The organism is Azospirillum griseum (assembly GCF_003966125.1).
GTDB lineage: Bacteria > Pseudomonadota > Alphaproteobacteria > Azospirillales > Azospirillaceae > Azospirillum > Azospirillum griseum.
On sequence record NZ_RXMA01000010.1, the window covers coordinates 127,867 to 152,383 of the forward strand.

General features: G+C 65.7%; 22 protein-coding genes. 11 read left to right on the forward strand and 11 right to left on the reverse strand.

Annotation, left to right across the window (positions count from 1 at the left end; genetic code table 11):
- Positions 1-74: 74 nt before the first annotated feature.
- From EJ903_RS12685 to EJ903_RS12695, 3 genes are read left to right on the forward strand one after another with little or no spacing between them, the layout of a single operon-like run.
- The gene (locus EJ903_RS12685) at positions 75-686 is read left to right on the forward strand and encodes a hypothetical protein (protein ID WP_246015513.1); all 612 of its coding nucleotides are present in this window, start codon (positions 75-77) and stop codon (positions 684-686) included.
- A complete protein-coding gene (locus EJ903_RS12690) occupies positions 683-1,975 on the forward strand; it encodes a KGGVGR-motif variant AAA ATPase (protein WP_126615728.1) in 1,293 nt (430 codons plus the stop codon). The genes EJ903_RS12685 and EJ903_RS12690 overlap by 4 nt, the downstream gene beginning before the upstream one ends.
- On the forward strand, positions 1,972-3,417 hold the full coding sequence (locus EJ903_RS12695) for a hypothetical protein (protein ID WP_126615730.1): 1,446 nt from the start codon (positions 1,972-1,974) through the stop codon (positions 3,415-3,417). Before EJ903_RS12690 ends, EJ903_RS12695 begins: the two co-directional genes overlap by 4 nt.
- 32 nt (positions 3,418-3,449) lie before the next feature.
- Here the strand turns inward: EJ903_RS12695 and EJ903_RS12700 are convergent, their stop codons facing one another.
- The 3 genes from EJ903_RS12700 to EJ903_RS12710 all read right to left on the reverse strand — a co-directional run bounded on the left by EJ903_RS12700 (position 3,450) and on the right by EJ903_RS12710 (position 7,002).
- Positions 3,450-5,096 carry a DUF3369 domain-containing protein gene (locus EJ903_RS12700; RefSeq protein WP_126615732.1) on the reverse strand — a complete coding sequence of 549 codons (1,647 nt, stop codon included), beginning with the start codon at positions 5,094-5,096 and terminating at the stop codon, positions 3,450-3,452.
- Between the two features lie 80 nt (positions 5,097-5,176).
- Entirely contained in the window at positions 5,177-6,103 is a 927-nt protein-coding gene (locus EJ903_RS12705; RefSeq protein WP_246015515.1) for an SH3 domain-containing protein, read from the reverse strand.
- Positions 6,104-6,111: 8 nt separating this feature from the next.
- Complete coding sequence (locus tag EJ903_RS12710; RefSeq protein ID WP_246015517.1) at positions 6,112-7,002, reverse strand: LysR substrate-binding domain-containing protein; 891 nt, start codon at positions 7,000-7,002, stop codon at positions 6,112-6,114.
- 158 nt (positions 7,003-7,160) lie between these two features.
- Between EJ903_RS12710 and EJ903_RS12715 the strand changes: the two genes are divergently transcribed.
- Together EJ903_RS12715 and EJ903_RS12720 are read left to right on the forward strand one after the other, a co-directional pair.
- A complete protein-coding gene (locus EJ903_RS12715) occupies positions 7,161-7,376 on the forward strand; it encodes a hypothetical protein (protein WP_126615734.1) in 216 nt (71 codons plus the stop codon).
- 126 nt (positions 7,377-7,502) lie between these two features.
- On the forward strand, positions 7,503-8,591 hold the full coding sequence (locus tag EJ903_RS12720) for an asparaginase domain-containing protein (RefSeq protein ID WP_126615736.1): 1,089 nt from the start codon (positions 7,503-7,505) through the stop codon (positions 8,589-8,591).
- Between the two features lie 107 nt (positions 8,592-8,698).
- On the opposite strand, the gene EJ903_RS12725 is transcribed toward EJ903_RS12720, so the two are convergent.
- From EJ903_RS12725 to glgC, 4 genes are all read right to left on the reverse strand, one after another.
- Entirely contained in the window at positions 8,699-9,628 is a 930-nt protein-coding gene (locus EJ903_RS12725; RefSeq protein ID WP_126615738.1) for a DUF2971 domain-containing protein, read from the reverse strand.
- A gap of 50 nt (positions 9,629-9,678) precedes the next feature.
- A complete protein-coding gene (gene lepA, locus EJ903_RS12730) occupies positions 9,679-11,481 on the reverse strand; it encodes a translation elongation factor 4 (RefSeq protein ID WP_126615740.1) in 1,803 nt (600 codons plus the stop codon).
- Between the two features lie 306 nt (positions 11,482-11,787).
- The gene (glgA, locus tag EJ903_RS12735) at positions 11,788-13,254 is read right to left on the reverse strand and encodes a glycogen synthase GlgA (RefSeq protein WP_126615742.1); all 1,467 of its coding nucleotides are present in this window, start codon (positions 13,252-13,254) and stop codon (positions 11,788-11,790) included.
- Positions 13,255-13,360: 106 nt separating this feature from the next.
- Positions 13,361-14,632 (reverse strand): glucose-1-phosphate adenylyltransferase, encoded by a 1,272-nt coding sequence (gene glgC / locus EJ903_RS12740; protein ID WP_126615744.1) that lies wholly within the window; start codon positions 14,630-14,632, stop codon positions 13,361-13,363.
- Between the two features lie 571 nt (positions 14,633-15,203).
- Here glgC and EJ903_RS12745 point away from each other — a divergent pair.
- A complete protein-coding gene (locus EJ903_RS12745; protein ID WP_126615746.1) occupies positions 15,204-16,649 on the forward strand; it encodes an ammonium transporter in 1,446 nt (481 codons plus the stop codon).
- Between the two features lie 114 nt (positions 16,650-16,763).
- Here the strand turns inward: EJ903_RS12745 and EJ903_RS12750 are convergent, their stop codons facing one another.
- Both EJ903_RS12750 and EJ903_RS12755 read right to left on the reverse strand, forming a co-directional pair.
- Positions 16,764-18,014: a class I SAM-dependent methyltransferase gene (locus EJ903_RS12750; RefSeq protein ID WP_126615748.1), complete on the reverse strand. Its 1,251-nt coding sequence runs from the start codon at positions 18,012-18,014 to the stop codon at positions 16,764-16,766.
- A gap of 167 nt (positions 18,015-18,181) precedes the next feature.
- Positions 18,182-19,129, reverse strand: coding sequence for an AraC family transcriptional regulator (locus tag EJ903_RS12755; RefSeq protein ID WP_126615750.1), 948 nt, complete (start codon positions 19,127-19,129; stop codon positions 18,182-18,184).
- A gap of 107 nt (positions 19,130-19,236) precedes the next feature.
- On the opposite strand from EJ903_RS12755, the gene EJ903_RS12760 reads away from it, so the two are divergent.
- From EJ903_RS12760 to EJ903_RS12770, 3 genes are read left to right on the forward strand one after another with little or no spacing between them, the layout of a single operon-like run.
- Positions 19,237-19,632 carry a PadR family transcriptional regulator gene (locus EJ903_RS12760; protein ID WP_210211437.1) on the forward strand — a complete coding sequence of 132 codons (396 nt, stop codon included), beginning with the start codon at positions 19,237-19,239 and terminating at the stop codon, positions 19,630-19,632.
- Positions 19,629-20,378, forward strand: coding sequence for a hypothetical protein (locus tag EJ903_RS12765; RefSeq protein WP_126615754.1), 750 nt, complete (start codon positions 19,629-19,631; stop codon positions 20,376-20,378). The genes EJ903_RS12760 and EJ903_RS12765 overlap by 4 nt, the downstream gene beginning before the upstream one ends.
- A 42-nt stretch (positions 20,379-20,420) precedes the next feature.
- Complete coding sequence (locus EJ903_RS12770) at positions 20,421-21,056, forward strand: hypothetical protein (RefSeq protein ID WP_126615756.1); 636 nt, start codon at positions 20,421-20,423, stop codon at positions 21,054-21,056.
- A gap of 6 nt (positions 21,057-21,062) precedes the next feature.
- Here the strand turns inward: EJ903_RS12770 and EJ903_RS12775 are convergent, their stop codons facing one another.
- Entirely contained in the window at positions 21,063-22,142 is a 1,080-nt protein-coding gene (locus tag EJ903_RS12775) for an asparaginase (protein ID WP_126615758.1), read from the reverse strand.
- 189 nt (positions 22,143-22,331) lie between these two features.
- Here EJ903_RS12775 and EJ903_RS12780 point away from each other — a divergent pair, with 189 nt between their 5' ends.
- Both EJ903_RS12780 and EJ903_RS12785 read left to right on the forward strand, forming a co-directional pair.
- Positions 22,332-23,009, forward strand: coding sequence for a substrate-binding periplasmic protein (locus EJ903_RS12780; protein ID WP_158627932.1), 678 nt, complete (start codon positions 22,332-22,334; stop codon positions 23,007-23,009).
- A gap of 97 nt (positions 23,010-23,106) precedes the next feature.
- On the forward strand, positions 23,107-23,694 hold the full coding sequence (locus EJ903_RS12785; protein ID WP_126615762.1) for an RNA methyltransferase: 588 nt from the start codon (positions 23,107-23,109) through the stop codon (positions 23,692-23,694).
- 319 nt (positions 23,695-24,013) lie between these two features.
- On the opposite strand, the gene EJ903_RS12790 is transcribed toward EJ903_RS12785, so the two are convergent.
- Positions 24,014-24,496: a 3'-5' exonuclease family protein gene (locus tag EJ903_RS12790; protein ID WP_126615764.1), complete on the reverse strand. Its 483-nt coding sequence runs from the start codon at positions 24,494-24,496 to the stop codon at positions 24,014-24,016.
- Positions 24,497-24,517 lie beyond the last annotated feature (21 nt).

Consider the following 24,517-nt stretch of genomic DNA (forward strand, 5'->3'; position numbering starts at 1 on the left):
CGGTTTAGGTTCAGAAAGGCTCCCGCCGGTGGCGGGGGCCTTTTTTGTGGGGGGGCGTTGGTACTGGGGCGCGCATGACGACATTGCCGAAGGCTCCAAAACACGGGCACCACCGTCAGCGTCGTGGAGCAACCGTGGATTCACCCAGGCGGCTTATCGTCGGCCATCAAAAGGTGCTAAAGAATGCTCTGCCACTGACGATCTCTGTCGTGCATCCTTACGGAATGGCGAATTTCCTAGCTGTCAGGTCGCTGAAGGACTTTGGGGAGAGGACATTGCAGGCGGATTTCCTGGATGCGCATCAAAGGCACTTGGACGATGCCGAGAGCCTGTTCCAAGCGGAGCGCTATGCAAACGCCGATCACCTGTATGGTATGGCTGCTGAATGCGGCCTCAAGCGGCTGATGATAGCTTTTAAAATGAAGACCCGCTCAAGCGATGGTTCTCCAGAGAAAAAGGAAGATCGTCAACACGCCGATATAATATGGAAGCGTTTTGAAACCTATCGAGATGGTAAAGATGCAGAGTATCTTTTAGCCAACCCCAGCCCTTTTGACGACTGGAAGGCAGAGCAACGCTATGCTCATCAAGGGGATTTTAATGCGTCTCGAGTGGAGCCGCATCGCAAAGCTGCTCAAGATGTTCATGCGTTGATAAAAAGGGCAGAGAAGGATGGGCGGATATGATCGTATTTGACAGAATCCTGCCCATCACGACGGACGTGCTGCGGGCGCACCGCGAGGTGGTTGCCCAACTGGAATGGTTGCTGGTGAATCGCGACCTCAATGGTCGCGTGCGCTTGATCGTGCCGGAAAGCGTCACTGCGAGCGATGGTCTTTCTGAGCAGCTTGAGACCATGTATGGGGTGTTGGCTGGTCAGATCGCCCCTCACGCACATGTGGCGGGATCGGGTGTTCTTTATGAGGTTTCACAGGAGGAAGCCTGCCAAGGGGCGTCGGCGTTCCCGCTCGGCGATCTCGACAGGGTCTGGTTTGTTGACCGTCTGGCGACAGCAAGCCGTTGGGAAACAATCGCGAATGTTGCCCCTGGCGCTCCACGCATTGTGTTTTTCTCCATCAAAGGCGGTGTTGGCCGGTCCACGGCGCTGGCGGCCAGCGCGTGGTCTCTTGCTTCGCAGGGAAAGCGGGTGTTGGTGCTGGATTTGGATCTGGAGTCCCCAGGGCTATCGAGCGCTTTGCTTCCGTTAGAAAGGCAACCAGAATACGGCATCACCGATTGGCTGGTGGAGGATTTGGTCGATAACGGGGAGGCGTTGCTGCCTGATCTTTATGCCACCAGTGATCTTCCAACCAGCGGTTCAATCTATCTGGTGCCAGCCCATGGCCGACAGATCGGGGAGTATGTGTCCAAGCTGGGACGTTGCTGGATGTCCAAGCGCAACGCTCAAGGGGGACTGGACACTTGGTCAGCGCGTCTCAACCGGTTGGTTGACCGATTGCAATCTCTTCATCAACCCGATGTCATCCTCGTTGATTCCCGCGCTGGGATTGACGATGTGGCAGCGGCTTGTGTGACGGATCTTGGGGCACACACGGTCTTGATGTTTGCGATCCAGGGGCAACAAACCTGGACAGGGTATCGCGCGCTGTTTTCGTATTGGAGCCAGCGCGGAGTCATTACCGAAATCCGAGATCGCTTGCAACTGGTGGCGGGGCTTGTGCCGGATGACGAGCGCCGATTGGAGTATCTGGCGGCGCTGCGGAGCGATTCCTATGACTTGTTCGTGGATACTTATGATGCAGTTCCGCCGGGAGAAATCAGCGAGTGGAACTATGACGAGGATGATGACAACGCTCCCCATTCGCCCCTGAGTGTTCGCTGGAATCGTGGCTGGTATGGTCTGTTGAGCTTGCAGAATCGCATGGGCCAAGTGGATCAGGCTGAAGTGAAGGCCGTTTTCGGTGCGCTGTTGGATTTTCTGGATCGCGCCATTGGCCAGGGGAGGACGCTGTGACATCGCCGCAGGCAATACGGCAGGCCATTCAAGCCGCTCCATTTGAGCTGGACATTGCGGGTGACATCCCAAGACCGGGCACGCTTCACATTCCGCAGGCTCACCGCAAGGCATTGACACGTGAAGCTGTTTTGGTGATTGGTGCGCGTGGCGTTGGTAAGTCGTTTTGGACGTCTGCTCTGGGGGATGCTGACCTGAGGCAGCAGATTGGCGCAACGGTGCCGGAACTAATCCGCACAATCATCCGCATCGGCCATGCGGCGAAGCCAAGCATCGAATCCTATCCGAATTCTGACAGCTTCAAAAAATTGCTTCGTGAGGGGTATGACCCATACACCGTTTGGCAGGCGGTTGTTTTGAGGTGGTTGGCGGGGGTTGTCAATCGACAGATCCCTATCGGTTCATGGGGGGAAACAGCAGAGTGGGTGACTCAAAACCCTGAGGCATTTGCCCAGATTGTTGAGTCATCAAATCAAAAGTTGTTACAGGACCAACAGTTCGGTCTCATTGTCTTCGACGCTCTGGACCGTACAAGTCCCGACTGGGGAACGATGAACCGTATCGTTCGTGATTTGTTGCGTATCTCTCTTTGGTTGCGCGACTTTTCAATGCTCCGTGCAAAAATATTTTTGCGGCCCGATCAAATGGAGCGCACCGTCACCTCTTTTCCTGATGCGTCAAAACTCACATCCACAAGCGCCAACCTCACGTGGGATCGGCATGATCTGCATGCCATGTTGTGGCAACGCCTCATAAACGCTCCAAGTCCGCATGGTGAGTGCCTGCGGTCTGTGGTGACCTCTGTGTTACCACCCGCCGAAGTGTTGAGCGATTACGGGCGTTATTGGTCTCTGCCTCCGGTGTTGATGTCCGATTCGCCCTATCAGCGGCGTCTGTTTGAGGTTTTGGCCGGGGACAAGATGGGAAAGGATGCGCGCCGTGGCGTGCCGTATGTGTGGAGCGTCGGTCATCTGGCCGATGGGCATGGCTGGACGTCTCCGCGATCATTCTTGGCCGCCATTGCCGGAGCGGCGGACGACAGCGCTCAACGCTATGCTGACCATCCGTTGGCGCTTCACTATGAAAGTTTGAAGCGCGGCATTCAAAAGGCATCGCAGATTCGTGTGGACCAAGTCGCGGAGGATGATCCGTGGGTGCCCGCAGCCATGGAGCCTCTTCGGGGAATCAATGTGCCTTGCGATTCCGAGACGATTTTCTGCGCTTGGTGGGATGAGTTTCCTGGAGGGGCCGATACGATCTTGTCAGACTCAGACCGCTTGCCGCCTCAGCACGCGGAAAGTTGGGACGGGGTTCGCAAGGATCTGGAACGTCTTGGCATTTTTGTTACCCGCAAAGACACGAGGATTGATATGCCCGATCTTTATCGAGTCGGGTTTGGATTGGGCCGTCGCGGTGGGGTGGCTCCTAGAAAGCGAGCATAAATTGCCTTATCCGAGGCATTGGTCATAGCCCCTCACAACCCCGCGATCTCCCCCTCCACCGCCAGGAAGGCGGCCACGACCACCGGGTCGAAGCGGTGGCCGGAATCGTTGCGGATTTCGGTCAGGGTGGCGTCGTGGCTGAGCGCGGCGCGGTGGGGGCGGTGGTGGCGCATGGCGTCGTAGGCGTCGGCGACGGCGACGATGCGGGCGCTCAGCGGGATCGCGTCCCCGGCCAGACCGTCGGGGTAGCCGCGCCCGTCCCAATTCTCGTGGTGCCAGCGGGCGACGTCGGCCCCGATGTGCAGATGGGTCTGTCCGTCGGTCAGGCGGCTGGCGCGGGTCAGCAGGTCGGCCCCGGCCAGGGTGTGGCGCTGCATCGCCGCGCGTTCGTCGGGGGACAGCGGGCCGGGTTTGGCGGTGATCGACGGGTCGATGGCGGCGTTGCCGACGTCGTGCAGGATCGCCGACAGGCCGATGATCGACAGGAAGGACTCGTCGATGATCTCGGGAAAGCGGTTCTCGTCGCGCAGTTGGCGGGCGATCCGCTCCGTCACCGCCGCGATGCGCAGGGACCGGGCGAAGCGGTTGTCGCCGTCCGCGTCCGCCGCGCGCCGTTCGGCCAGATCGGCCAGCGCCGCCAGCGTGCCTTGCTGGGCGCGGTGCAACTGTTCGTACAGATACAGATTGTCGAAGCCGACCGAGATCTTGCCGCAAAACACCTCGATCAACTCGCGGTCCAGATCGGACAGCGGGCGGTCGGAGCGGAGATAGACGACGTTTTCCCGCCGGTTCGGCGTGCGGATGTACAGCGTGATGTGCTCGCCCGCGTAATGGTTCGCGCGGCTTTCCAGGCAGGCCATCACCAGCCCCAGCACGTCGGGGTCGACATGGTTCAGCGCCGGTTCGTTGATGAGGGTTTCGAACCGCCCGGCCCCGGCCAGCACATACAGCCCGTCGCGCGCCCCGCCCAGCACCGACCCGCGCTGCACGCACAGGATGGCGTCCGGCCCGACGCCGAGCAGGCCGGAAAGTTGCGTCAACACGCCCCCGGCGAACAGCTTCATCGAGCGCGCCTGGAACAGCGACGACGACGCGTCGATGATCTTTTGCAGGCCGCGCCGGTTCGCTTCGATCGCCATGATGTCTTCGTAGGAGCGCAGGGCGGCGACCGTGGTGGTGAAGAGCTGCTGGGCGGTGAGCTGGGTCTTGGCCTTGTAATCGTTGATGTCGTAATCGAGGATCACCGCCCGTTCCGGGGCCTGCCCCGGTTGGCCGGTGCGCAGGATGATGCGGACGTGGCGGTTCTTCAGCTCTTCGCGGATGTGGTGGACCAGTTGCAGCCCGGCGTCCTCGGTTTCCATCACCACGTCCAGCAGGATCATGGCGATGTCGGTTTCCCGCGCCAGGATCGTCCGCGCCTCCTCCGCCGAATGGGCGGAGATGAAGTGCGCCGGACGGCCCTTGTAGGCGAAATCGGACAGCACGAGCTTGGTGATCGAATGCACCTCCGGCTCGTCATCGACGATCAGCAGCTTCCACCGCTGGCCCGACGGTGCCGCCGCCAGCGGGTGGGCGGGGGCATCCACGTCCGGTGGGACCGCCGCGCTCTCCTCCCCCTCGTCCAGAAAGAACAGATCGTCGTCGGGGGCGTCGCCGGTGGTTTGATCGGTGTGGGTCATGCGGGCGAGGTCCGAAAGGCGGTCGGGTGGGGCGGCGGAAGGGCGGTGCGCCACAATGCGGCACAAAGCTTAACGAATGGTCAGAAGGTTTCCAATTCGATGACCGTGCAATCCAACCCGCGTTGGGCCAGCGTGCCGCAGGCGGTGTCCACCTGCAACCGGGTGAAGGGGCCGACGCCCAGATCATACAGCGTGCGCCCGCCCTTGAAGACCGGCCACACCATCGGCGGCAGATCGCGATAGGCGCTGCCCGGCCCGGCGGTGAACTCCTTCCAGGCGCGCATCCCCTCGCTGTAGCTCACATATTGGCCCAGCTTCGCGCCATAGAGCATGCCCGGTTCGATCGGCGGCATGCCGGGCAGGGGATAGGGGGCGACGACGCCGATCATCCCCTCCACCGGGGCGGTGGCGCGGGTTCCGGCGGGCAGCGCCAGGGTGGCTTGGCCGTTGGCGATGCTGATGACGGCGACGACGTCGCCCTTGCGCAGGGTGAAGGGGCGGCGCTTCTTCGAATCGACGAATTCGGTGGCGCTGATCGGCTTGGCGGCGACGACATAGCCCTGACCGGGCGTTTGCGCCGCCTTTTCCCACGCGTCGCGCGGAACGACGGCGGCGGTGCGGCCGCTGTAGGGCGGCTCGGCGGGTTTGCCGTTGGCGGCGGGCTTGGCCGGTTGCGGCCCTTCGCCGCCCACCGCCGGGCGGCCCGTGACCATCAGCGCCGGATCCAGGCTGTCGGCGGGGACATAGCCGATGGGCTGGCCGCCGATGGCGACCTTGGTCCAATAGGTGCCGCGCGGCGTGTCCAGCGCGTTCAGCGCCTTGCCCTGCTTCAGCGTCATCACGATGCGGGCGTCGGCGTTGGGGTCGATCCGCACCTCGATGTCGCGGTTCAAAATGACCTCGCCGGTCAGCGGCGCGCCGATGGCGACCGGGCTTTGCGCCCGCGCCAACGGGGGGGCGGCCATCAGCGCGGCGAGCAGGGACAACGCAAGAAGGAACAGGGGCATCCGCCGGGTCATCGCGCGGTTTCTCCCACCAGATCATGGATGGCGTCGGCCAGCAGCCGCGCCGGTTTGGCCAGGGCACCGGGCGCGCGGTGCAGGGCGATGTGGATGTCGGGCAGGTCGGGGAAGCCGTCCGCCGAGTCCAGCCGCCGCAGGCTGGTCGGGACCGTGCAGGCCTCCATCGCCGTCACCCCCAGCCCGCCCAGGATCGCCCCATGCACGGCGACCACGCTCTTGCTGGTGAAGGCGACGCGCCAGTCGCGGCCGATGCGGTCCAGCGCGTCCACCGCCAGATCGCGGACGACGCAGCCCTTGGGAAACAGCGCCAGCGGCAGCGGATCGAGATCCTCCACCGGGCGGGGCAGGGCGGGATCGCGCGGCGGGGCGACCCAGGCCACCGGCTCCCGCCGCACCAGCTCGCCGCCGGGGGTGTCGGACCGCTGCGTCACCAGCGCCAGATCGTAACGCCCGCGTTCGATCTCCGCGACCAGATCGGGGCTGTTGTCGCACACCACCTCCACCATCACGTCCGGGTAGCTGGCGTTGAAACGGGCCAGCACCTCCGGCAGCAGCATGGTGGCGTAATCGTCGGGCGTGCCGATGCGCACGCTGGCCACCGTGGTGGTCCGGCGCATCAGGGCCATCACCTCGTCGTTGAGCGTCAGCATCCGGCGGGCGTAGGCCAACAGCACCTCGCCGTCGCGGGTCAGGCGCACGCCCTTGGTGTCGCGTTCGAACACGCGCTTGCCGACGGTGTCCTCCAGCCGCCGCACCTGTTGGCTGACCGCCGCCTGGGTGCGGAACAGCTGCTCACCGGCGCGGGTGAAGCTCAGCGTGTCGGCGACGGCGGTGAAGGCGCGCAGCAGGTCGGTGTCGAGGTTGGCGGGCATGGCGGTGGGCACTCACAACAGCGTCACCCATTCAAGCAGAGCCGCCCGACCGCCGCAACGGCTGGTCATCACGATTCGTGATGAGGTCATAATGCCTATTCGTTTCAAAGGGAATGTCGGGGCGCGCATGGTCGGCCCACCCCCGCCGCCTCTGTTCCCTGGAGCCGATCATGTCCCTGCTGTCCGCCTGCGCCCATCTGATCCTGACCGCCGCCGGCGCGCCCGGCCCCACGTCCAGCACCCGCCCCATCCCGGAGGACGCCACCCCGCCCCGCCTGCGGCTGGAGCACGCGCCCGTCCTGACGCCCGCCCGGTTGGACGCCCCGCTGTGGGATCCGCGCGCCACCCCGACCGGCGGCGTCACCGTGCGCGTGATTCTGCGTTGAGGAACGCGCCGATCTGCACTATCGTTTCGGCGAACATATCCCGATAATACAATTCGGGGTGGTGGCTGGCGGCGACCCGCTCGACGCGAGCCGGTCCCAATCAACGATGGCGCGGAGAAACAGGCGATGGCAAAGGTCTATGTCCTCTACACCGGCGGAACGATCGGCTGCAAGCCGAACGATCAGGGCGCGCTCGCCCCGATGCCGGGGCCGGAGTTCGAACAGCTCGTCCTGTCGATGCCGGGGCTGGCGAATCATCAGGTCGCCGATTACCCGGGCCTGACCTGGACGATGGAGTGGTTCGACACCACGCTCGACAGCTCCAACATGACGCCGTCGGATTGGATCACCATCGCCCGCAAGCTGACCAGCGTCTACCAGGAGTATGACGGCTTCGTCGTGCTGCACGGCACCGACACCATGGCCTACACCGCCTCGGCCCTGTCCTTCCTGCTGCCCGGCCTGTCCAAGCCGGTGGTGGTCAGCGGCTCGCAGGTGCCCTTGATCTTCTCCCTGACCGACGCGCTGACCAATCTGGTCGGGGCCATCGTGGTGGCGGGGACCGTGGCGATCCCGGAGGCGACGGTCTATTTCGACACCAAGCTGCTGCGCGGCAACCGGTCGGAAAAGATCAACGCCAACCAGTTCGCCGGGTTCGGTTCGCCCAACTTCCCGCCGCTGGCCGAGGTTGGCAGCTTCATCACCCAGAACACCGCGCTGTGGCTGCCGATGCCGGGGCCGGACACCTCCTTGTCGGAACCGGCCAACCTCGCCGCCTGCCAAGCCGCCCTGGACGCGCAGGCCCAGGCCGTCACCGGCTTTTCCGCCGTGATGCTGTGGCTGTACCCCGGCATCCAGGCCAGCACGGTCACGGCGGTGCTGAACGCCACGCAACCGGCGGTCAAGGGTGCGGTCCTGCTGGCCTTCGGCGAGGGCAACGGCCCGTCCGACCCGGCCTTCCTTCAGGCGCTGTCCGACGCCAACGCGAACGGTGTCGTGCTGATGGACAACACCCAGGTGCAGGCCGGTTCCGTGCTGCCCGGGGCCTACGCCACCGGTCTGGGTGCCGTCGGGGCCATCGGTGCCTATGACATGACCCCGGAAGCCTCGCTGGCCAAGCTGGTCTGCCTGTTCGCGTCGGGCAAATCGAGCGCGGAGGTCAAGGCGCTGATGCCGGTGCCGCTGGTGGGCGAGTTGACGGTGACGGCGGGGTAAGGGATTGGGGGAGCGGGCGAATGCCTGCTCCTCCGTTTCCTCGGACAACACTGGTTCGCTGGACTTCCACTGAATCGTTTTAGGGTAGCGTTCCTGTTAGGCGGCGATCAAAGGCTGCGATACTGAAAGTCGGATTTCAGGACTTCGATCTCGTCACCGTAGCCGTGGTGCTTCAGGAACGCTTTGACCGACTCCGGGGTGGTGTCGTGGGCGGCAGCGGGTCCGATCCACACCCGCTTCAGGGGGCAAGGGGTGGCGGATTTCCAGTTGAATTCTGTGTATGGAACGAGGCTGTTGCCTCGGGTTCGGTATTCAATTTCTTGCTCTTGTTTTTCATTTCCCATATAAATCAATATCCTCCATTCTTTTTCTTCTCGATAGTGCTTGTTTTTTTGATAAAAAGATAGACGGAGGGATGCGGTAATTACATTAATCAGAAATCCAAGTGAATCATTTGTTCTTTCATTCGATGCGTACTTGTTTGTTAAAGCAATGATTTTATCAGACGCGACGTGAAAAACCTCGTAGTCATAAAAAATTTCAGACGAGAAAAATTTATGTTTATGGGGTATCTCAGGGTCTTTCATGTATGAATTGATAAAATCGTAAGAAAACTCAAGGGAGAAGCCAGAGCAATCTTTGGCGTATGATCTCCATTGATTAAGGTCATCTTCCTTTTTGCTAAATGATATAGAGAAAAATTGATCGGAAATTTTCCGTATTGTGCTGTTGTCGGTGCCAGAAAGACACTTATCCCAGAATTTTCTTAGGTCCCCGGATAGAATCGGCAATTTTTGTTGGAGGTATTCATTAAATTTTTCCACGCCATGGATTAATTCAGTGGGATCATTCATGTGGGGAAGGGCGGTGGCCCATAAGGTACCGTTTCTGATTATCGCTTCGAACCCCGCAACCGATGTGTAGTGGAACAATTTCTCTGGGTTGTTTGCGCAACGAGATTTGATGAACTCGTCAACAATCTGGTCGCACTCACGACCGTGCCGATCAAAAACGCTGTCGTTCGGTGGCATGATCATGAGCGCGATCCCTCGTCATGGGTGGGCTGGGGCGGTCAAGGCCGACGGCCTCACTCATCCCCCATCTTGAGCGCGGCGATGAACGCGCTCTGCGGGATTTCGACCTGGCCGAATTGGCGCATGCGCTTCTTGCCTTCCTTTTGCTTGTCCAGCAGCTTGCGCTTGCGGCTGATGTCGCCGCCATAGCATTTGGCCAGCACGTCCTTGCGCATGGCGCTGATGGTTTCGCGGGCGATCACGCGGCCGCCGATGGCAGCCTGCACGGCGATCTTGAAGAGCTGGCGGGGAATCAGCTCCTTCAGCCGTTCGCACAGCATGCGGCCCCGGCGTTCGGACTGGCTGCGGTGGACGATCATCGACAGCGCGTCCACCGGCTCCGCGTTCACCAGGATCGACAGCTTGACGAGGTCGCCCTCCTCATACGCGTCCATCTGGTAATCGAAGCTGGCGTAACCCCGGCTGATCGATTTCAGGCGGTCGTAGAAATCGAACACCACCTCGTTCAGCGGCAGGCGATAGACCAGCATGGCGCGCGACCCGGCGTAGGTCAGCTCGATCTGTTGGCCGCGCCGTTCGGTGCAGAGTTGCAGCACGCCGCCCAGATACTCGTCGGGCAGCATGATGGTGGCCTTGATCCACGGCTCGTCGATGTGGTCGATCTTGACCACGTCGGGCATGTCGGCCGGGTTGTGCAGGTCCATCACCGTGCCGTCGGTCATGGTCAGTTTGTAGACCACCGAGGGGGCCGTGGTGATCAGGTCCAGGTTGAATTCGCGTTCCAACCGCTCCTGGATGATTTCCAGATGCAGCAGGCCCAGGAAGCCGCAGCGGAAGCCGAAGCCCAGCGCCGCCGACGTCTCCGCCTCGTAATGGAAACTGGCGTCGTTCAGCTTCAGCTTGCCCAAACTGTCGCGCAGCCGTTCGAAATCGGCGGCGTCCACCGGGAACAGACCGCACCACACCACCGGGATCGACGGCTTGAAGCCCGCCAGCGGTTCGGTGGCCGGGCGGCGTTCGTCGGTGATGGTGTCGCCGACCTTGGTCTGGGTGATGTCCTTGATCGCCGCCGTGATGAAGCCCATCTCGCCGGGGCGCAGCTCGCCGGTCAGCAGGGCCTTGGGCGTGAACACGCCGACGCGGTCCACGTCGTGGGCGCTGCCCGCCGCCATGAAGCGGACCTTCTGGTTGACCTTCAGCACGCCATCGACGACGCGCACCAGAATGACGACGCCCAGATAGGGGTCGTACCAGGAATCGACCAGCAGCGCCTTCAGCGGCGCGTCGGCGTTGCCCTGGGGGGAGGGCAGGCGCTTGACCACCGCCTCCAGCACCGCGCCGATGTTCAGGCCGGTCTTGGCCGAGATCTCCACCGCGTCGGACGCGTCCAGCCCGATCACATCCTCGATCTGCTGCTTGATCCGGTCGGGTTCGGCGGCGGGCAGATCAATCTTGTTCAGGACCGGGATGATTTCGTGGTTGTTGTCGATGGCCTGATAGACGTTGGCCAGCGTCTGCGCCTCCACCCCCTGGCTGGCGTCCACCACCAGGATGGAGCCTTCGCAGGCCGACAGCGACCGGCTGACCTCATAGGCGAAGTCGACGTGGCCGGGGGTGTCCATCAGGTTCAGGGTGTATTGCTTGCCGTCTTCGGCCTTGTAGAGCAGGCGGACGGTCTGGGCCTTGATGGTGATCCCGCGCTCGCGCTCGATGTCCATGCTGTCGAGCACCTGTTCGCGCATCTCGCGCGCGTCAAGGCCGCCGCACTGTTGGATCAACCGGTCGGCCAGGGTCGATTTGCCGTGGTCGATGTGCGCGATGATCGAGAAATTGCGGATGTGCGAAAGGTCAGTCATCGGTGCCCAGGGACTTTCAGAGTTTGCCGCGCACCATAGGGCCGATGCGGCAGGGGCGCAACGCTGGTGTGCGGCGGGCAGGGCAATCGCTTGAACGAACGATCACCGTCATGCAAGCAAGAATGGACACGGATTCCACGGATAAAATTAAGGATTACACGGATTTCTGATCTCAATTGCCTCATCCATGCCGTCATGAGGTTTGGGCCAAGGTCACAATCAGGATGGTTCTGAGACGCGTTCTGTGAAATCCGCGAAAAAATCCGTGAAATCCGTGGCGGATCTTAAAATCCACAGTCCCGCCCCTTACGGCACCAATCCCCGGTACAGCTCCATATACTCCTCCGCCGGGCCGCGCCAGCCGAGGTCGCGGGTCATGGCGTGGCGTTGCATGGCTTGCCAGCGGTCGGGTTTGCGGTACAGCGCGATGGCGCGGCGCAGGGACCACAGCAGTTCCTGCGCGGTCGGGGCGACGAATTGGAAGCCGGTGGCGCTGCCGTCGGCGATGGCGGCGGGGTTGGCGTCGATGATGCTGTCGGCCAGACCGCCGGTGCGGCGGACCAGTGGCAGGCTGCCGTATTTCAGGGCGTACATCTGGGTCAGGCCGCAGGGTTCCGAGCGCGACGGGACCAGGAACAGGTCGCACCCGGCCTGGATGCGGTGGGACAGCGGCTCGTCATAGCCGATGCGGACACCGACCGATTGCGGGTGCTGTTGGGCCAACTGGCGGAAACCGGCCTCGCTGGCCGGGTCGCCGCTGCCCAACACCACCAGTTGACCGCCCCAGCCCACCCAGTGCGACGCGGCGTCGAGCACCAGATCAAGCCCCTTGTGCCAGGTCAGGCGGCTGACCACGGCGGCCAGCGGCGCGTCCGGGCGGCGGTCCAGGCCGAAGGCGGATTGCAGATCGGCCTTGCAGGCGTCCTTGCCGCCCAGATCGTCGGGGGTGTAGCGGGCGGCGATGTGGGGGTCGCGCGCCGGATCCCAGATGTCGTAATCCACCCCGTTCAGGATGCCCGACAGATCGGCGGCCCGCCCGGCCAGCAGCCCTTGCAGGCCGGTCCCATGCTCCGGCGTCTGGATTTCGTGGGCGTAGGTCGGGCTGACCGTGGTCAGGCGGTCGGCGTAATAGCAGCCCGCCTTCAGAAAGCCGATGTTGCCGTAATACTCCACCCCATCCATGCGGAAGCAGGAGGCGGGCAAGCCCAGCTCCCCCAGCATCCAGGGGCCGACGTTGCCCTGATAGGCGATGTTGTGGATGGTCAGGATGGTCCCGGGGCGCGACGGCCCGCCGAAACGGTCGGGGCGCAGGGTGAGATAGGCGGGGATGAGGCCGGTTTGCCAATCATGCCCGTGCAGCACGTCGGGCCGCCACCAGGGATCGTAGCTGGTGTGGGCGGCAAAGCCGGCGGCGGCCCAGGCCAGCGCGGCGAAACGCTGGGCGTTGTCCGGCCAATCCCGCCCGTCCGGCCCCAGATACGGGTTTCCCGGCCGGTTGTAGAGCGACGGCGCGTCAAGCGCGTAGGCCAGCACGCCGTCCGCCGTGCGCCCCAACAGCAGGCGGGCGCGGTCGCAGCCGGGCAGGTCGGTGATGAGGTCGCCCACCTCGTGCAGGTTCGACAGCCCGTTCAGCACCGCCGGATAGCCCGGCAGCAGCAGGCGGACGTCGGCCCCGGCGGCGTTCAGCGCGGGCGGCAGGGCGGCGGAGACGTCGGCCAGCCCCCCGGTCTTGACCAGCGGGTAGCATTCGGAGGTGGCGTAAAGGACGCGCATCGGCGGGGCGGCTCGGTCGGGAAGGGGAATGGAACGGAACAGCGGGCGCACCGCCCGCGCCCTCTCCCCGCCGGGGCGGGGGAGGGGGCGGGACGGCGTTGGCCGGTCAGTCCTTGGGCAGGGCGTCGATCATGTCGCGGGTGATCAGGCAGACGCCGCCCTCGCTGCGGTAGAAGCGCTTGGCGTCGAGTTCGGGATCCTCGCCCACCACCAGCCCGTTGGGGATGGTCACGCCCCGGTCGATCACCACCTTGGTCAGGCGGCAATGGCGGCCGATGTCGCAATCGGGCAGCACCACCGCCTCGTGCAGCTCGCTGTAGGAGTTGACGCGGACGGAGCTGAACAGCAGCGACCGGCGCACGGTGGAACCGGAGATGATGCAGCCGCCCGACACCAGCGAATCCACCGCCATGCCGCGCCGGTCCTCGTCGTCGAACACGAATTTGGCCGGGGGCAACTGCTCCTGATAGGTGAAGATCGGCCAGTCGCGGTTGTACATGTTCAACTGCGGCGTGACGTGGCACAGGTCGAGATTGGCTTCCCAATAGGCGTCGATGGTGCCGACGTCGCGCCAATAGGGCACATCGTCGGGCGCGTCGATCACGGCGCTGTCGGCGAAATTGTGCGCCATGATCCGCGCGCCGGACGTCACCAGATGGGGGATGATGTCCTTGCCGAAATCGCGGCTGGATCCCGGCGTGCTGACGTCGCGCTCCAGCTGGTCGTAGAGGAACTGGGCGTTGAAGACATAGATGCCCATGCTGGCCAGCGACATGTCGGGCTTGCCGGGCATGGGGGGCGGGTCGGCGGGCTTTTCGACGAAATCGATGATGCGGCGCTCGTCGTCCACATGCATGACGCCGAAGCCGGTGGCCTGTTCGCGCGGCACCTCCACGCAGGGCACGGTCACGTCGGCCCCGCGCGCGATGTGGTCGAGCAGCAGCGCGCCGTAATCCATCTTGTAGATGTGGTCGCCCGCCAGGATCAGGATGTGTTCGGGGTCGTGGCTGCGCAGGATGTCGAGATTCTGATACACCGCGTCGGCGGTCCCCTGGTACCAGGAGGTCTCGTCGATGCGCTGCTGGGCGGGCAGCAGGTCGCAGAACTCGTTCATCTCGCCCCGGAAGAAGTTCCAGCCGCGTTGCAGATGGCGCAACAGGCTGTGCGACTTGTATTGGGTGATGACGCCGATGCGGCGGAAGCCGGAGTTCACGCAGTTGGACAGCGCGAAATCGATGATGCGGAACTTGCCGCCGAAATAGGTGGCGGGCTTGGCGCGGCGGTCGGTCAGCTGTTTCAGGCGGCTGCCGCGCCCCCCGGCCAGAACCAGGGCCACGGCACGGCGCGGTGCCAGACGCAAATCCCGTTTGTCGAGCATGACCGTCACTCCCTAATGCTTCTTTTTGCCCCAACGCTTCCTTGGGGTTGCCGTTGCCGGTCGGCGATCCCGATGAAGGCGTTGACGGTGCCACATCTGCACCCGTGGGCCAAGGGGTGGCGGAAGTCGGTGCTTTTTTCGCGGTTCGGTCGGTTGGATGCGCAAGAGTGCGGCGCACAATGTGCTTAAAAAATCACCACATGCATCATTCGCGTACAGACTCGGCGGGGAAGGGGCGGGATTTTTCGGGAAGTGGGTGCCCAAAGCCCGAAAAGCGCGGCGGATTTCCGTTTGGCATGGTTGCCTGTTTTTCGTGCAGATTGAGGGTGCGACTCGGTGTCCAGGCGGTGGCGGTGGTGGGTGGTCGATAACAACCCCGACGATTCCCCGCCATTTTTGGCTGGCACGCTTCTTGAAGAGTGTGGGGCGTCCTTGGTCCCGTCCGCCGCCCCGTCTTTGCCGGGGACGGGGCGACCGGGACGGGGTGCCCCTTGCGGGGATCGTCCGGCAGACCTCGGGTTCCGGACGGGCCGCAACGGGCGGGAGTGATATCGAAGAAAGAGGAGCCTCGATGAACCGTCTGTTCCTTTTGGCCGCACCGATGATGGCGGTTGCTCTGGGCTTGGCCGGTCTGCCCGCCGACGCCCTGGCGCAAGATCCTGCGGCGGCTGCGGCCGCTGCGGCAGCTGCGGCGGCTGCCGCCGCAGCGGCTCCGGCGGCTGCTGCGACGCCGACCATCAACGGTGGCGACACCGCTTGGATGCTGGTTTCGACGGCGCTCGTCCTGATGATGACCATCCCCGGTCTGGCCCTGTTTTACGGCGGCATGGTCCGCAAGATGAACGTGCTGGCCACGGTGATGCAGAGCTTTGCCATCACCTGCCTGGTCAGCGTGCTGTGGTACGTCATCGGTTACAGCCTGGCCTTCACCGGCCAAGGCCCCTACATCGGCGGTCTGGATCGTCTGTTCCTGAAGGGCCTGAACTTCGCCACCCCGTTCATCCTGGGTGAAGGCGGCGCGTCTCCGGTCCCGACGACGATCCCCGAGCCGGTCTTCATGATGTTCCAGATGACCTTCGCGATCATCACCCCGGCGCTCATCACCGGCGCGTTCGCCGACCGCATGAAGTTCTCCTCGCTGCTGGTCTTCACCGCCCTGTGGTCGCTGGTCGTCTACGCGCCGATCGCGCACTGGGTCTGGCACCCGGCGGGCTTCCTGTTCGGTCTGGGCGTTCTGGACTTCGCCGGCGGCACGGTCGTCCACATCAACGCGGGCATCGCCGGTCTGGTCGCCGCGCTGGTGATCGGCAAGCGCAAGGGCTATCCGAAGGAAGCCTTCATGCCGCACAACCTGGTGCTGTCGCTGATCGGCGCCTCGCTGCTGTGGGTGGGTTGGTTCGGCTTCAACGCCGGTTCGGCGCTGACCGCCGGTCCCCGCGCTGGCATGGCCATGGCCGCCACGCACATCGCCTCCGCCGGTGCGGCGCTGGGTTGGCTGCTGGCTGAATGGGCCGCCAAGGGCAAGCCCTCGGTCCTGGGCATCATCTCGGGTGCGGTTGCCGGTCTGGTCGCCGTCACGCCCGCCGCCGGTTTCGTCGATCCGACCGGTGCGGTCATCATCGGCCTGATCGCTGGCGTCATCTGCTTCTGGTCGGCCACCAGCCTGAAGAAGGCCCTGGGGTACGACGACAGCCTGGACGCCTTCGGCGTGCACGGCGTGGGCGGTCTGATCGGTGCCGTGCTGACCGGTGTGTTCGCCAAGATGTCGGTGTCCAACAGCGAAGGCGGCTTCGCGGCGGTCCTCCAGGCCGACCCGAAAGCCACGCTGGGCCTGCTGGAAGGCAACGCGTCGGCGGTGTGGATCCAGATCCAGGGCGTGGCTTGGACCATCGGCTGGTGCGCCATCGCCACCTTCGTCCTGCTGAAGATCATCGACGTGGTCATGGGCCTGCGTGTGGAAGAGGATGTGGAGCGCGACGGCCTCGACCTCGCCCTGCACGGCGAAAGCATCCACTGAGCGCAATGAGTACGGCTGGTTAACTCCTTCCATCCAGAACCTGGCCGCCGGGGCAACCCGGCGGCCTTTGTTTTTGGTGTGGGTGTTGCGCTTGACGGGGTCCGCCTCATCCCCTCACCGGCGCACGTACATTTTCCCAACGCTGTTCAGCGCCTCGAACAGCGCCTTGGCCTGTTGGAAGAACAGATCCCAGCTGGCCCCGGTCTTGGGCGCGATGGCGGCGTGAATCTCCGCCAACGTCGCCGTGCCATCGATCTGGGACAGGATCGGCCCGGCCAGACGGGGCAGCGGCAGGGGCAGGACGCTGCCCAGCACCTCCACCTCCAGGCTGCCGCCGGGCGGCAGGCCCTTGGCCACCGCCGCGCCATCCAGATCGCGCAGCACCGGGATGACCTCCGGCCCGTCGAAGGGGGCGACGGCCCCTGCCAGATCGGCGGGGCGCAGCAGATAGGCGATGTGCTTGGTCATGCTGCCGCAGATTTGTTCGGCCCAGGCGGCGCGCTCCAGCCGCGACAGCCCGTCCAGCCGTTTCAGCAGGCGGGGGTCGCGCGCCCAGGTGGACGGCTCGTAACGGATCGGGTCGATCAGGGTGCCAACGGCCAGCCCGGCGCTGTCGGCCAGTTCCGCCAGCTCCGTCACCGTGTAAGGACGGTCGCAGGAGTGCAGCAGCAGGTCATAGAGGTTGGCGTCGGCCTGCCGGTGGTCGCTGACGAAGGGGTTGTTCAGCAACCAGTTGGACGCGGGCAGGGTTTGGATCAGGCGGCGGGCCAGCGCCACCCGCTCCGCCGGGGGCAACCCGTCGGTCATGGTGCGCAGCGCGGCCTGCATCGGGTAGACGCCGGTGCGGCCATAGGGGGCGTAGACCATCAGGCCGATCCCGCCGCCCGGGGCCAGAGCGGCGGCGAGCGAGCGCAGCCCCGCCGACGGGTCGGGCAGATGGTGCAGCACGCCGCAGCAATCGATGTAGTCGAACGGACCGTCCTGCGCCGTCACCTCTTCCAACTCCAGCAGCGAGCCGCGTTGGAAGCGGATGTTGGTCAGGCCGCGCGCGTCGGCGCGGGCCTGGGCGATGGCGCGGCTGGCGTCGGACAGATCGACGTAGGTGATGCGGGCGGGCGGGATGCGGCCCGACCGTTCGGCGTCGGCCAGTTGTTGGGCCAGCATGATGGTGCCGTCGCCGGTTCCCCCGCCCGCCACCAGCACCCGCAGCGGCCGGTCGCTGGGCAGCCGACCGCCGAAGACGCAATGGGTGATCTCGTCCAGATGGCTGGGCGATCCGGTGATCAGGCGCTTGGCCTCGTCCGCCGGGGCGCGCGCCGGGTAGGGATAGACCTCGTACTGGGCGCGCAGATCGTCGATGCTCATGAAGGGGGCTGCCGTGGCTTGTGCGGGGAAAACGGTGCGGTGGCGGACCATAGCACCGCGCCCCCGCCGCTGGGCAGCCCCCTGCGCGCCGAGGAGGCTATCCTTACCTCCGCGCTTTCCTGACCTGAGCGATGGCCCGTTTGGCGGAGGGCGGCGTGGGCGGCGACTCACCCGGCGAGCGGCACGCAGATGCGGGTCAACCACTCCTCCGGCGGGGTGGCGCGCGGGTCGTTCAGATACTCTTCGAAACAGGGTTGATCGGCGGGCGTGTGGCCGCTGGCGGGCAGCCACTCCCCATACAGCCATTGATAGGCCGCCCCCAATTCGGCGTATGGCCCCTTGTGGATCATGGTGGCGTGGCGGCCGCCCGGCAGCGACAGGCTGCGCGCGCCATCCTCCAGCGCTGGGGTTCCCGCCACCACGAATCCGGCGAAGGCGCGCAGATCGGCGGGCGCGACCGCCGACGGATCGTCGAAATAGACGCCGATGCAGCGGGTGGCCGGGGTCAGCAGGTTGCGCCCGACCATCCAGGCGTGGGCGCGGGAAAAGGCGGTGTTGATCTCCATGTAAGGACCGCGATGGTCGAAGCCGATCAGGGTGGCCGGGGCCAGGGTGTCGATGGTGACGCTGCGCATGGCGCTCTCCGCGTTGGCGTGGGGTGGGGTCGCGTGGAACGGGTCGGCCAGGGGCCAGACGAAGGGCGAGGCCAGGCCCTGACGCCGGTAGGCGGCGGGGGTGAGGCCGTAGCTCTGGGCAAAGGCGCGGGTGAAGGCGGCGACGCTGCCATACCCGGCCCGCCGCGCGATGGCGGCGATGCTCTCCCGCCCCGTCACCAGCATCCCGGCGGCGCGGTGCAGCCGCTGGCGGCGCAGGGTGTCGGTCACGGTTTCCCCGATCATCGCCCGGTAGATGCGGTGGAAATGGTAGGGCGAGAAGCAGGCCACCGCCGCCAACGCGTCCAGATCCAGCGGATCGTCGAGATGCGCGGCGATGTGCGTCACCACCCGATCCATCCGCCGCCCGTACTCCAACAGCGTGTCGGCCTTTGCCGGACGGTCGGGGTGTGGGGCGCTGGCAAATCCGGGAAACGGTGGATGGGGGGAGGATGTGGTCATCGTCGTCTGGCTCCTGTGCCCAAACCCTAACCGGGGTGCTGTTGATCGCGCTTGCGGAGTTGGTGGAGGTGAAGGGCGCTTGACACCTAGTGAAACTAGGCTTAGTGATGCTTGGTATGGAAGGCGATCTGCTCAAAGGACACCTCGACGCCATCGTGCTCGCCGCCCTTGCGGGGGAGGCGGCGCACGGCTACGCGGTCATCGAGGCCATCAGACGGCGCAGCGGCGGCGTTTTCAACCTGCCCGAGGGAACCGTCTACCCGGCGCTGCACCGGCTGGAAAAGGCCGGGGCGGTCAACAGCGATTGGACGACCGCGCCCAGCGGGCGGCGGCGGCGGGTCTACACCCTGACGCCGCAGGGCCGGGCGGCGCTGGACCGTCACCGCGACGTCTGGCGCGCCTTTGCCGAGGCGGTCGAACGGGTGATGGCCGACGCCGGAGACGGTGGCGGAAACGGTGGCGGTGTGGCGGATCAACCGCCCCCGGCGGCGGGCGCGCCATGACCGAGTCGGTGTCCGAAACCGCGACCGAATCGGCGGTGGAGGCGGTGGACGCCTATCTCGACGCGCTGGCCGACGCGCTGCGCTTCGATCCGCCCCTGGCCGCCCGCGTGGTGGAGGAGGTCGGCGATCATTTGGAATGCGCGCTGGCGGCGGAAGCCGATGGTGCGGACCCAGACGCCACGGATGCGGGCGGCGCGGCGGCGCGGGTGATCGCCCGCTTTGGCGCGCCCCGGCGCATCGCCGCGCAATTCGCGGCCTTGGCGCTGCAGCAGCAGGCCGACCGGCTGTGGCGGCTGGCGGCGTTGGTGGCGCTGGTGGCCTTCGCCGCGATGGGGCTGCGCCGCTGGCACCTCGACCCGGTGGAGATGGACAGCGATCCGCTGGCGCTGGCGGCGTTGGCGCTCGACCGGCTGGCCTTCATCGCCGCGCTGCTGCTGGGGCTGTGGGGCGGCTGGCTGGCCCGCGACGCCCGCCGCCGTTGGCAACCCGGCGCGCGCGACTGGGCGCGGCTGTTCGCCGGGTTGCGGTTGTCGCTGGTGGCGCTGGCCGCCCTGATGCTGTCGGTGGCGGCCGACACCGCCCTGACGGTTCCGCGTCTGACCGACGCCGCCGTGGAAAACGTGGGACCCGGGACGCTGTGGCCCGCTGCCGCGCTGACCCTGGAAATCACCTTGGTGCTGGTGCTGGCCGTCGCGGTCAGCCGGTGCCGCGACCACGCGGCGGTGGTTCGCCGTCTGCTCGCGTAACCCCCTGTCCATCCCGTTCACAGAGCAAAAGGTGCGAGACTCATGAACGCATCCCCGAACGCGCGCGCCTCATCGGCCCCCCTTGCGGGCGGGCGGGCGGGCTGGTGTCTGGTTGGTGGAACCGCCGCGCTGCTGGTGGTGGCCATCGCCGCCCTGGTCGGGACGGCGGCGGAGACGACCGACGGGTTGCGGGCGGGGGTCCGGCTGACGGCGCGCAGTTCCCTGCTGCTGTTCCTGCTGGCCTATTGCGCGGGACCGCTGGCGACCCTGTGGTCCAACCGGATCACGAGCGGTCTGCGGGCGAACCGGCGCTTCCTGGGTCTGTCCTTCGCCCTGTCGCACGGCCTGCACGCCGCGCTGTTGCTGGCGCTGGCCCAGCGCGACCCGGCGCTGTTCTGGACTCTGACCAACGTCGGCACGCTGCTGTCGGGCGGGGTGGTGTACGCCCTCATCCTGCTGATGGCGGCGACCTCTTTTCCGGCGACCGCCGCCGCGCTGGGCGGGCGGGGCTGGGGGTGGCTGCACCGTGTTGGCCTGCACGCTGTGTGGATCACCTTCCTGGTGGCGTTCGGCAAGCGGGTGGTGTTGGTGGACGTGGCTTATGCCCTGCCGACGGCGCTGCTGCTGTTGGCGCTGGTGTTGCGTGTGGCGGCGGCACGGCGTCGTGGCCGGGGGTGAGGCGACTCACGCCTCCAGAACCGGCCAGCCTTCCGCCGCCTGGATCACGCCCACCTCGCGCCCGGCCCGGTTGAGCTGCGGCACGATCAGCAGATCGGCGGCCCGGCTCCATTGCTCCTCGTTGAGCGCATCGGTGGCGCGGATCAGCGCGGCCATGGCGACGTCGCGGGCGCGGGCGGAGCCATCCTCGATCTTCAGGGCGATGGCGACGCCCTCCTTGGGCAGCACGGCGCAGGCGATGCCCTCCGCCCCGCTCTTGACCAGCACCCGCCCGCCCGACGCCTGCATCATCCGGGTGTCGAAGCTGTCCTTGCCGCCGATCAGGTGGGGGTGGGCCTTCCACGCCTTGACGATGCGGTTGGCGGCGCTGGCGCGCGCGTCGGGCAGATCGACCGGGTCGGCGAGCCGGGCCATGGCGTAGGCGACGGCCTCCAGCGGGATGCCGATGGTGGGAAGGCCGCAATGGTCCACGCCCCAGGGCGCTTGCGACAGATCCTGCCCGCTCATCTGCTCCAGCACGCCCAGCAGGCGTTGCTGCGCCGGGTGGTCGAAGCGGGTGTAGCCCTTCACCGGTTCGTTGCGGTGGCGGATGGTGGTCAGAAGGCCAGCGTGCTTGCCCGCCCCGGTGTTGTGGAACACGGTGGGGGCCTGGCCGTCGCGGATCAGGTCGGCGGCGGTGTCGGGATCGGTCGGCACCTGTGGCCCGCAATCCAGATCGTCGGCGCTCAGGCCCAGCCGCTTGACCCAGCTTTCCAGCAGGCGGGTGTGGCGGATTTCGCCGCTGTGGCTGGCGCAGGCCAGAGCCAGCTCGGAATCCCCCAACTCGAACGCGTCGAGCGCGCCGCTGTCCACCAGGGGCAGGGCCTGGAGCGCTGCGATGGCCGAACGCGGGTAGACGGGGGCGGTGACATCGCCCCACTGGGCCAGACGATGCCCGGCGGCGTCCACCAGACAGGCCCGCCCGCGATGGACCGATTCCACCATGCCGCCGCGCGTCACCTCGACCAGGATCGGGCTGTCGATCGGGCCGCCGTGGTCAACGTGGCCGTGGGCGGCGTGGGTGGTGTGGGTGTGCGTGTGCGTCATAACGTCCAGAGTGCCGTCCGGCGTGGCGGGAGGCAAGGGGGGCGCGCGCAAATCAGGGACAGCCCGCATGGACAATTCGGTTCCCCCGCCCCCACACTTTCCGGACTTTTGCGAAATTTGCGTCTTTTCCGCGTCCAACCCCGGTTGGCGCGCCGCCGTGACGCAACCACCGCCGCCAGGGGAGTGCCGATGATGATTCGCGTCTGCTTGCTTGCTGGATGTGTCGCCCTCGCCCCCGTTGCCGCGCGGGCCGACATCCTGCTGACGACCGAGGAATACCCGCCCTTCAACATGACCCAGGACGGCAAGGTGGCGGGCATCGCCACCGATCTGGTCCGCGCCATGTTCGACAAGGCGGGGGTGGCTTACAAGATCGAGGTGCTGCCCTGGAACCGCGCCTATCAGACCGCGCAAAGCCAGAAGGACTCCTGCGTCTACAGCACCACCGAAACGCCCGAGCGCAAGGGTCTGTTCGAATGGGTCGGGCCGCTGGTGCGCAACGACTGGGTTCTGTTCGCCAAGGCCGACAACGCCACCCCGCTGAAAAGCCTGGAGGACGCGCGCGGCAAGACGATTGGCGGCTATGGTGGCGACGCGGTGGCCGTCTATCTCGAAAAGGGCGGGTACAAGCTGGACGCCGCCCCGCGCGACGAACTGAACCTGCCCAAGCTGGCGGCCGGGCGCATCGATTATTGGGCGTCGGGGTCAGAACTCGGCCCCTATCTGGCCAAGCTTCAGGGCGTGGCCGACCAGATCAAGCCGGTGCTGACCTTCAACACCACGGTGATGTCGCTGGCCTGCCACAAGGACACCGACCCGGCGGTGCTGGCCAAGCTGCGCGCGGCGCTGGAGGCCGTGCGGAAATAGGGCGCGCACGGCGCGGGCACGCTTGGTCTTGCGCGGGCGGGGCGGGCGAGGCAAGCTCCGCCCCGTTTTTCCTTCAGACCACGGCACGATCCTGACCATGCGCGGCTATTTCGCCATCGGCGTCGAGCGCATCAGCAAACCCGGCAACGTCGGCAACCTGATGCGCACCGCCCACGCCTTCGGCGCGTCCTTCTTCTTCGCCATCGATCCCGAACCGGAATTGCGGGAAACCAAGCTGGTCGACACGTCCGGCGCGACGATGCATCTGCCCTTTTACGTGCACGACCGGGTGGCCGACCTGACGCTGCCGCGCGATTGCGCCCTGGTGGGGGTGGAACTGACCGACGACGCCATCGAACTGCCCAGCTTCCGCCACCCCAGCCGTGCGGCCTATGTGCTGGGACCGGAGCGGGCCAGCCTGTCGCAGCCCTTGATCGACCGCTGCGACTTCGTGGTGAAGATCCCGATGGCCTTCTGCATCAACGTCGGCGTTGCCGGGGCGCTGGTGATGTACGACCGCATGATCTCGCTGGGCCGCTTCGCCGAAAGGCCGGTGCGCCCCGGCGGGCCGCTGGAAGGCCCCTCGATCCACAAGCACGGCAAGCAGATCATGCGCCGCGCCGATCGTCGCCGCCGGATCGCCGGGGAACCGCCGCCGCTGGCCGGGGGCGATGATGGTGAATGATGGGCGGCGAGTAAGGAAGTGTGGGGCAAGCGTTAGGTCCATCGCTTGAACGCGTGATCATCGTCACCGAAACAAGACTGAACACGGATTTCACGGACAAGAACACGGATTTCACGGGTTTTTGAATCCCAGTGTCTCGCCGATCCCGTCCGATGACTTGTCATGAGGCCAGTCCTTCGATGGACCTGCCACCCATTCCGCGAAATCCGTGAAAAAATCCGTGGAATTCGTGGCAACTCCTGTTCCGGTGCGGGCGCGCTCGGGCGTCAAGCGATTGATCTGGGGCAAGCGCGGCGGTTGATCCGTCCCGCCTTGCGCGTCACCCCCGCCCGGTCAGGCGCAACCACGCCATCGCGGCGGCCAGCGCGGTTCCCCGGGCGTCGTCGGCGCGCACCGGCAGGTCCAAATCCGCGATCATCCGGTCCAGCCGCAGATCGACCGCGTGTTTCAGCGCGGTCTTGATCTTGCGGTCGTAATAGAGGCCGGACACCTCGATCCGTTCGTTGGACAGGGGCGCGCCGATCAGCCGCTCCACCAGCGTCGCCGAGAAATCCAGGAAATAGCCGATCAGCGGGCGGTCGCCGAGGAAGGCGGCCAGACGCGCGCCCGCGTCCGCCGGAAACCCATCCTCCCCCGCCCGCAGGATCAGGGCGCTGCCGGTCAGGATGCGGTTGCCCCGCAAGCGGACGGCGGCGATCCGCAGCGGTTCGGCGCGGGCGGCGTCGAAGGACGTGGCGTCGCAATGGATGGCGACGCGCTCACCGTGTGGTGGAGCGTGCGCCGGGGTGGTGGGGGTGGGCATCGCCAGCGTCTCGGCTCTTGC

Excerpts from the sequence above, each read along its gene's own strand:
- EJ903_RS12775 (WP_126615758.1), bottom strand. The coding sequence starts at position 22,142 with ATGACGCACACGCACACCCACACCACCCACGCCGCCCACGGCCACGTT.
- EJ903_RS12755 (WP_126615750.1), bottom strand. The coding sequence starts at position 19,129 with ATGACCACATCCTCCCCCCATCCACCGTTTCCCGGATTTGCCAGCGCC.
- EJ903_RS12705 (WP_246015515.1), bottom strand. The coding sequence starts at position 6,103 with ATGCCCCTGTTCCTTCTTGCGTTGTCCCTGCTCGCCGCGCTGATGGCC.
- glgC (WP_126615744.1), bottom strand. The coding sequence starts at position 14,632 with ATGCTCGACAAACGGGATTTGCGTCTGGCACCGCGCCGTGCCGTGGCC.
- EJ903_RS12690 (WP_126615728.1), top strand. The coding sequence starts at position 683 with ATGATCGTATTTGACAGAATCCTGCCCATCACGACGGACGTGCTGCGG.
- EJ903_RS12700 (WP_126615732.1), bottom strand. The coding sequence starts at position 5,096 with ATGACCCACACCGATCAAACCACCGGCGACGCCCCCGACGACGATCTG.
- EJ903_RS12750 (WP_126615748.1), bottom strand. The coding sequence starts at position 18,014 with ATGAGCATCGACGATCTGCGCGCCCAGTACGAGGTCTATCCCTACCCG.
- EJ903_RS12685 (WP_246015513.1), top strand. The coding sequence starts at position 75 with ATGACGACATTGCCGAAGGCTCCAAAACACGGGCACCACCGTCAGCGT.
- EJ903_RS12715 (WP_126615734.1), top strand. The coding sequence starts at position 7,161 with ATGTCCCTGCTGTCCGCCTGCGCCCATCTGATCCTGACCGCCGCCGGC.
- EJ903_RS12765 (WP_126615754.1), top strand. The coding sequence starts at position 19,629 with ATGACCGAGTCGGTGTCCGAAACCGCGACCGAATCGGCGGTGGAGGCG.
- EJ903_RS12745 (WP_126615746.1), top strand. The coding sequence starts at position 15,204 with ATGAACCGTCTGTTCCTTTTGGCCGCACCGATGATGGCGGTTGCTCTG.
- EJ903_RS12725 (WP_126615738.1), bottom strand. The coding sequence starts at position 9,628 with ATGATCATGCCACCGAACGACAGCGTTTTTGATCGGCACGGTCGTGAG.
- lepA (WP_126615740.1), bottom strand. The coding sequence starts at position 11,481 with ATGACTGACCTTTCGCACATCCGCAATTTCTCGATCATCGCGCACATC.
- EJ903_RS12720 (WP_126615736.1), top strand. The coding sequence starts at position 7,503 with ATGGCAAAGGTCTATGTCCTCTACACCGGCGGAACGATCGGCTGCAAG.
- glgA (WP_126615742.1), bottom strand. The coding sequence starts at position 13,254 with ATGCGCGTCCTTTACGCCACCTCCGAATGCTACCCGCTGGTCAAGACC.
- EJ903_RS12760 (WP_210211437.1), top strand. The coding sequence starts at position 19,237 with ATGCTTGGTATGGAAGGCGATCTGCTCAAAGGACACCTCGACGCCATC.
- EJ903_RS12780 (WP_158627932.1), top strand. The coding sequence starts at position 22,332 with ATGATGATTCGCGTCTGCTTGCTTGCTGGATGTGTCGCCCTCGCCCCC.
- EJ903_RS12785 (WP_126615762.1), top strand. The coding sequence starts at position 23,107 with ATGCGCGGCTATTTCGCCATCGGCGTCGAGCGCATCAGCAAACCCGGC.
- EJ903_RS12790 (WP_126615764.1), bottom strand. The coding sequence starts at position 24,496 with ATGCCCACCCCCACCACCCCGGCGCACGCTCCACCACACGGTGAGCGC.
- EJ903_RS12770 (WP_126615756.1), top strand. The coding sequence starts at position 20,421 with ATGAACGCATCCCCGAACGCGCGCGCCTCATCGGCCCCCCTTGCGGGC.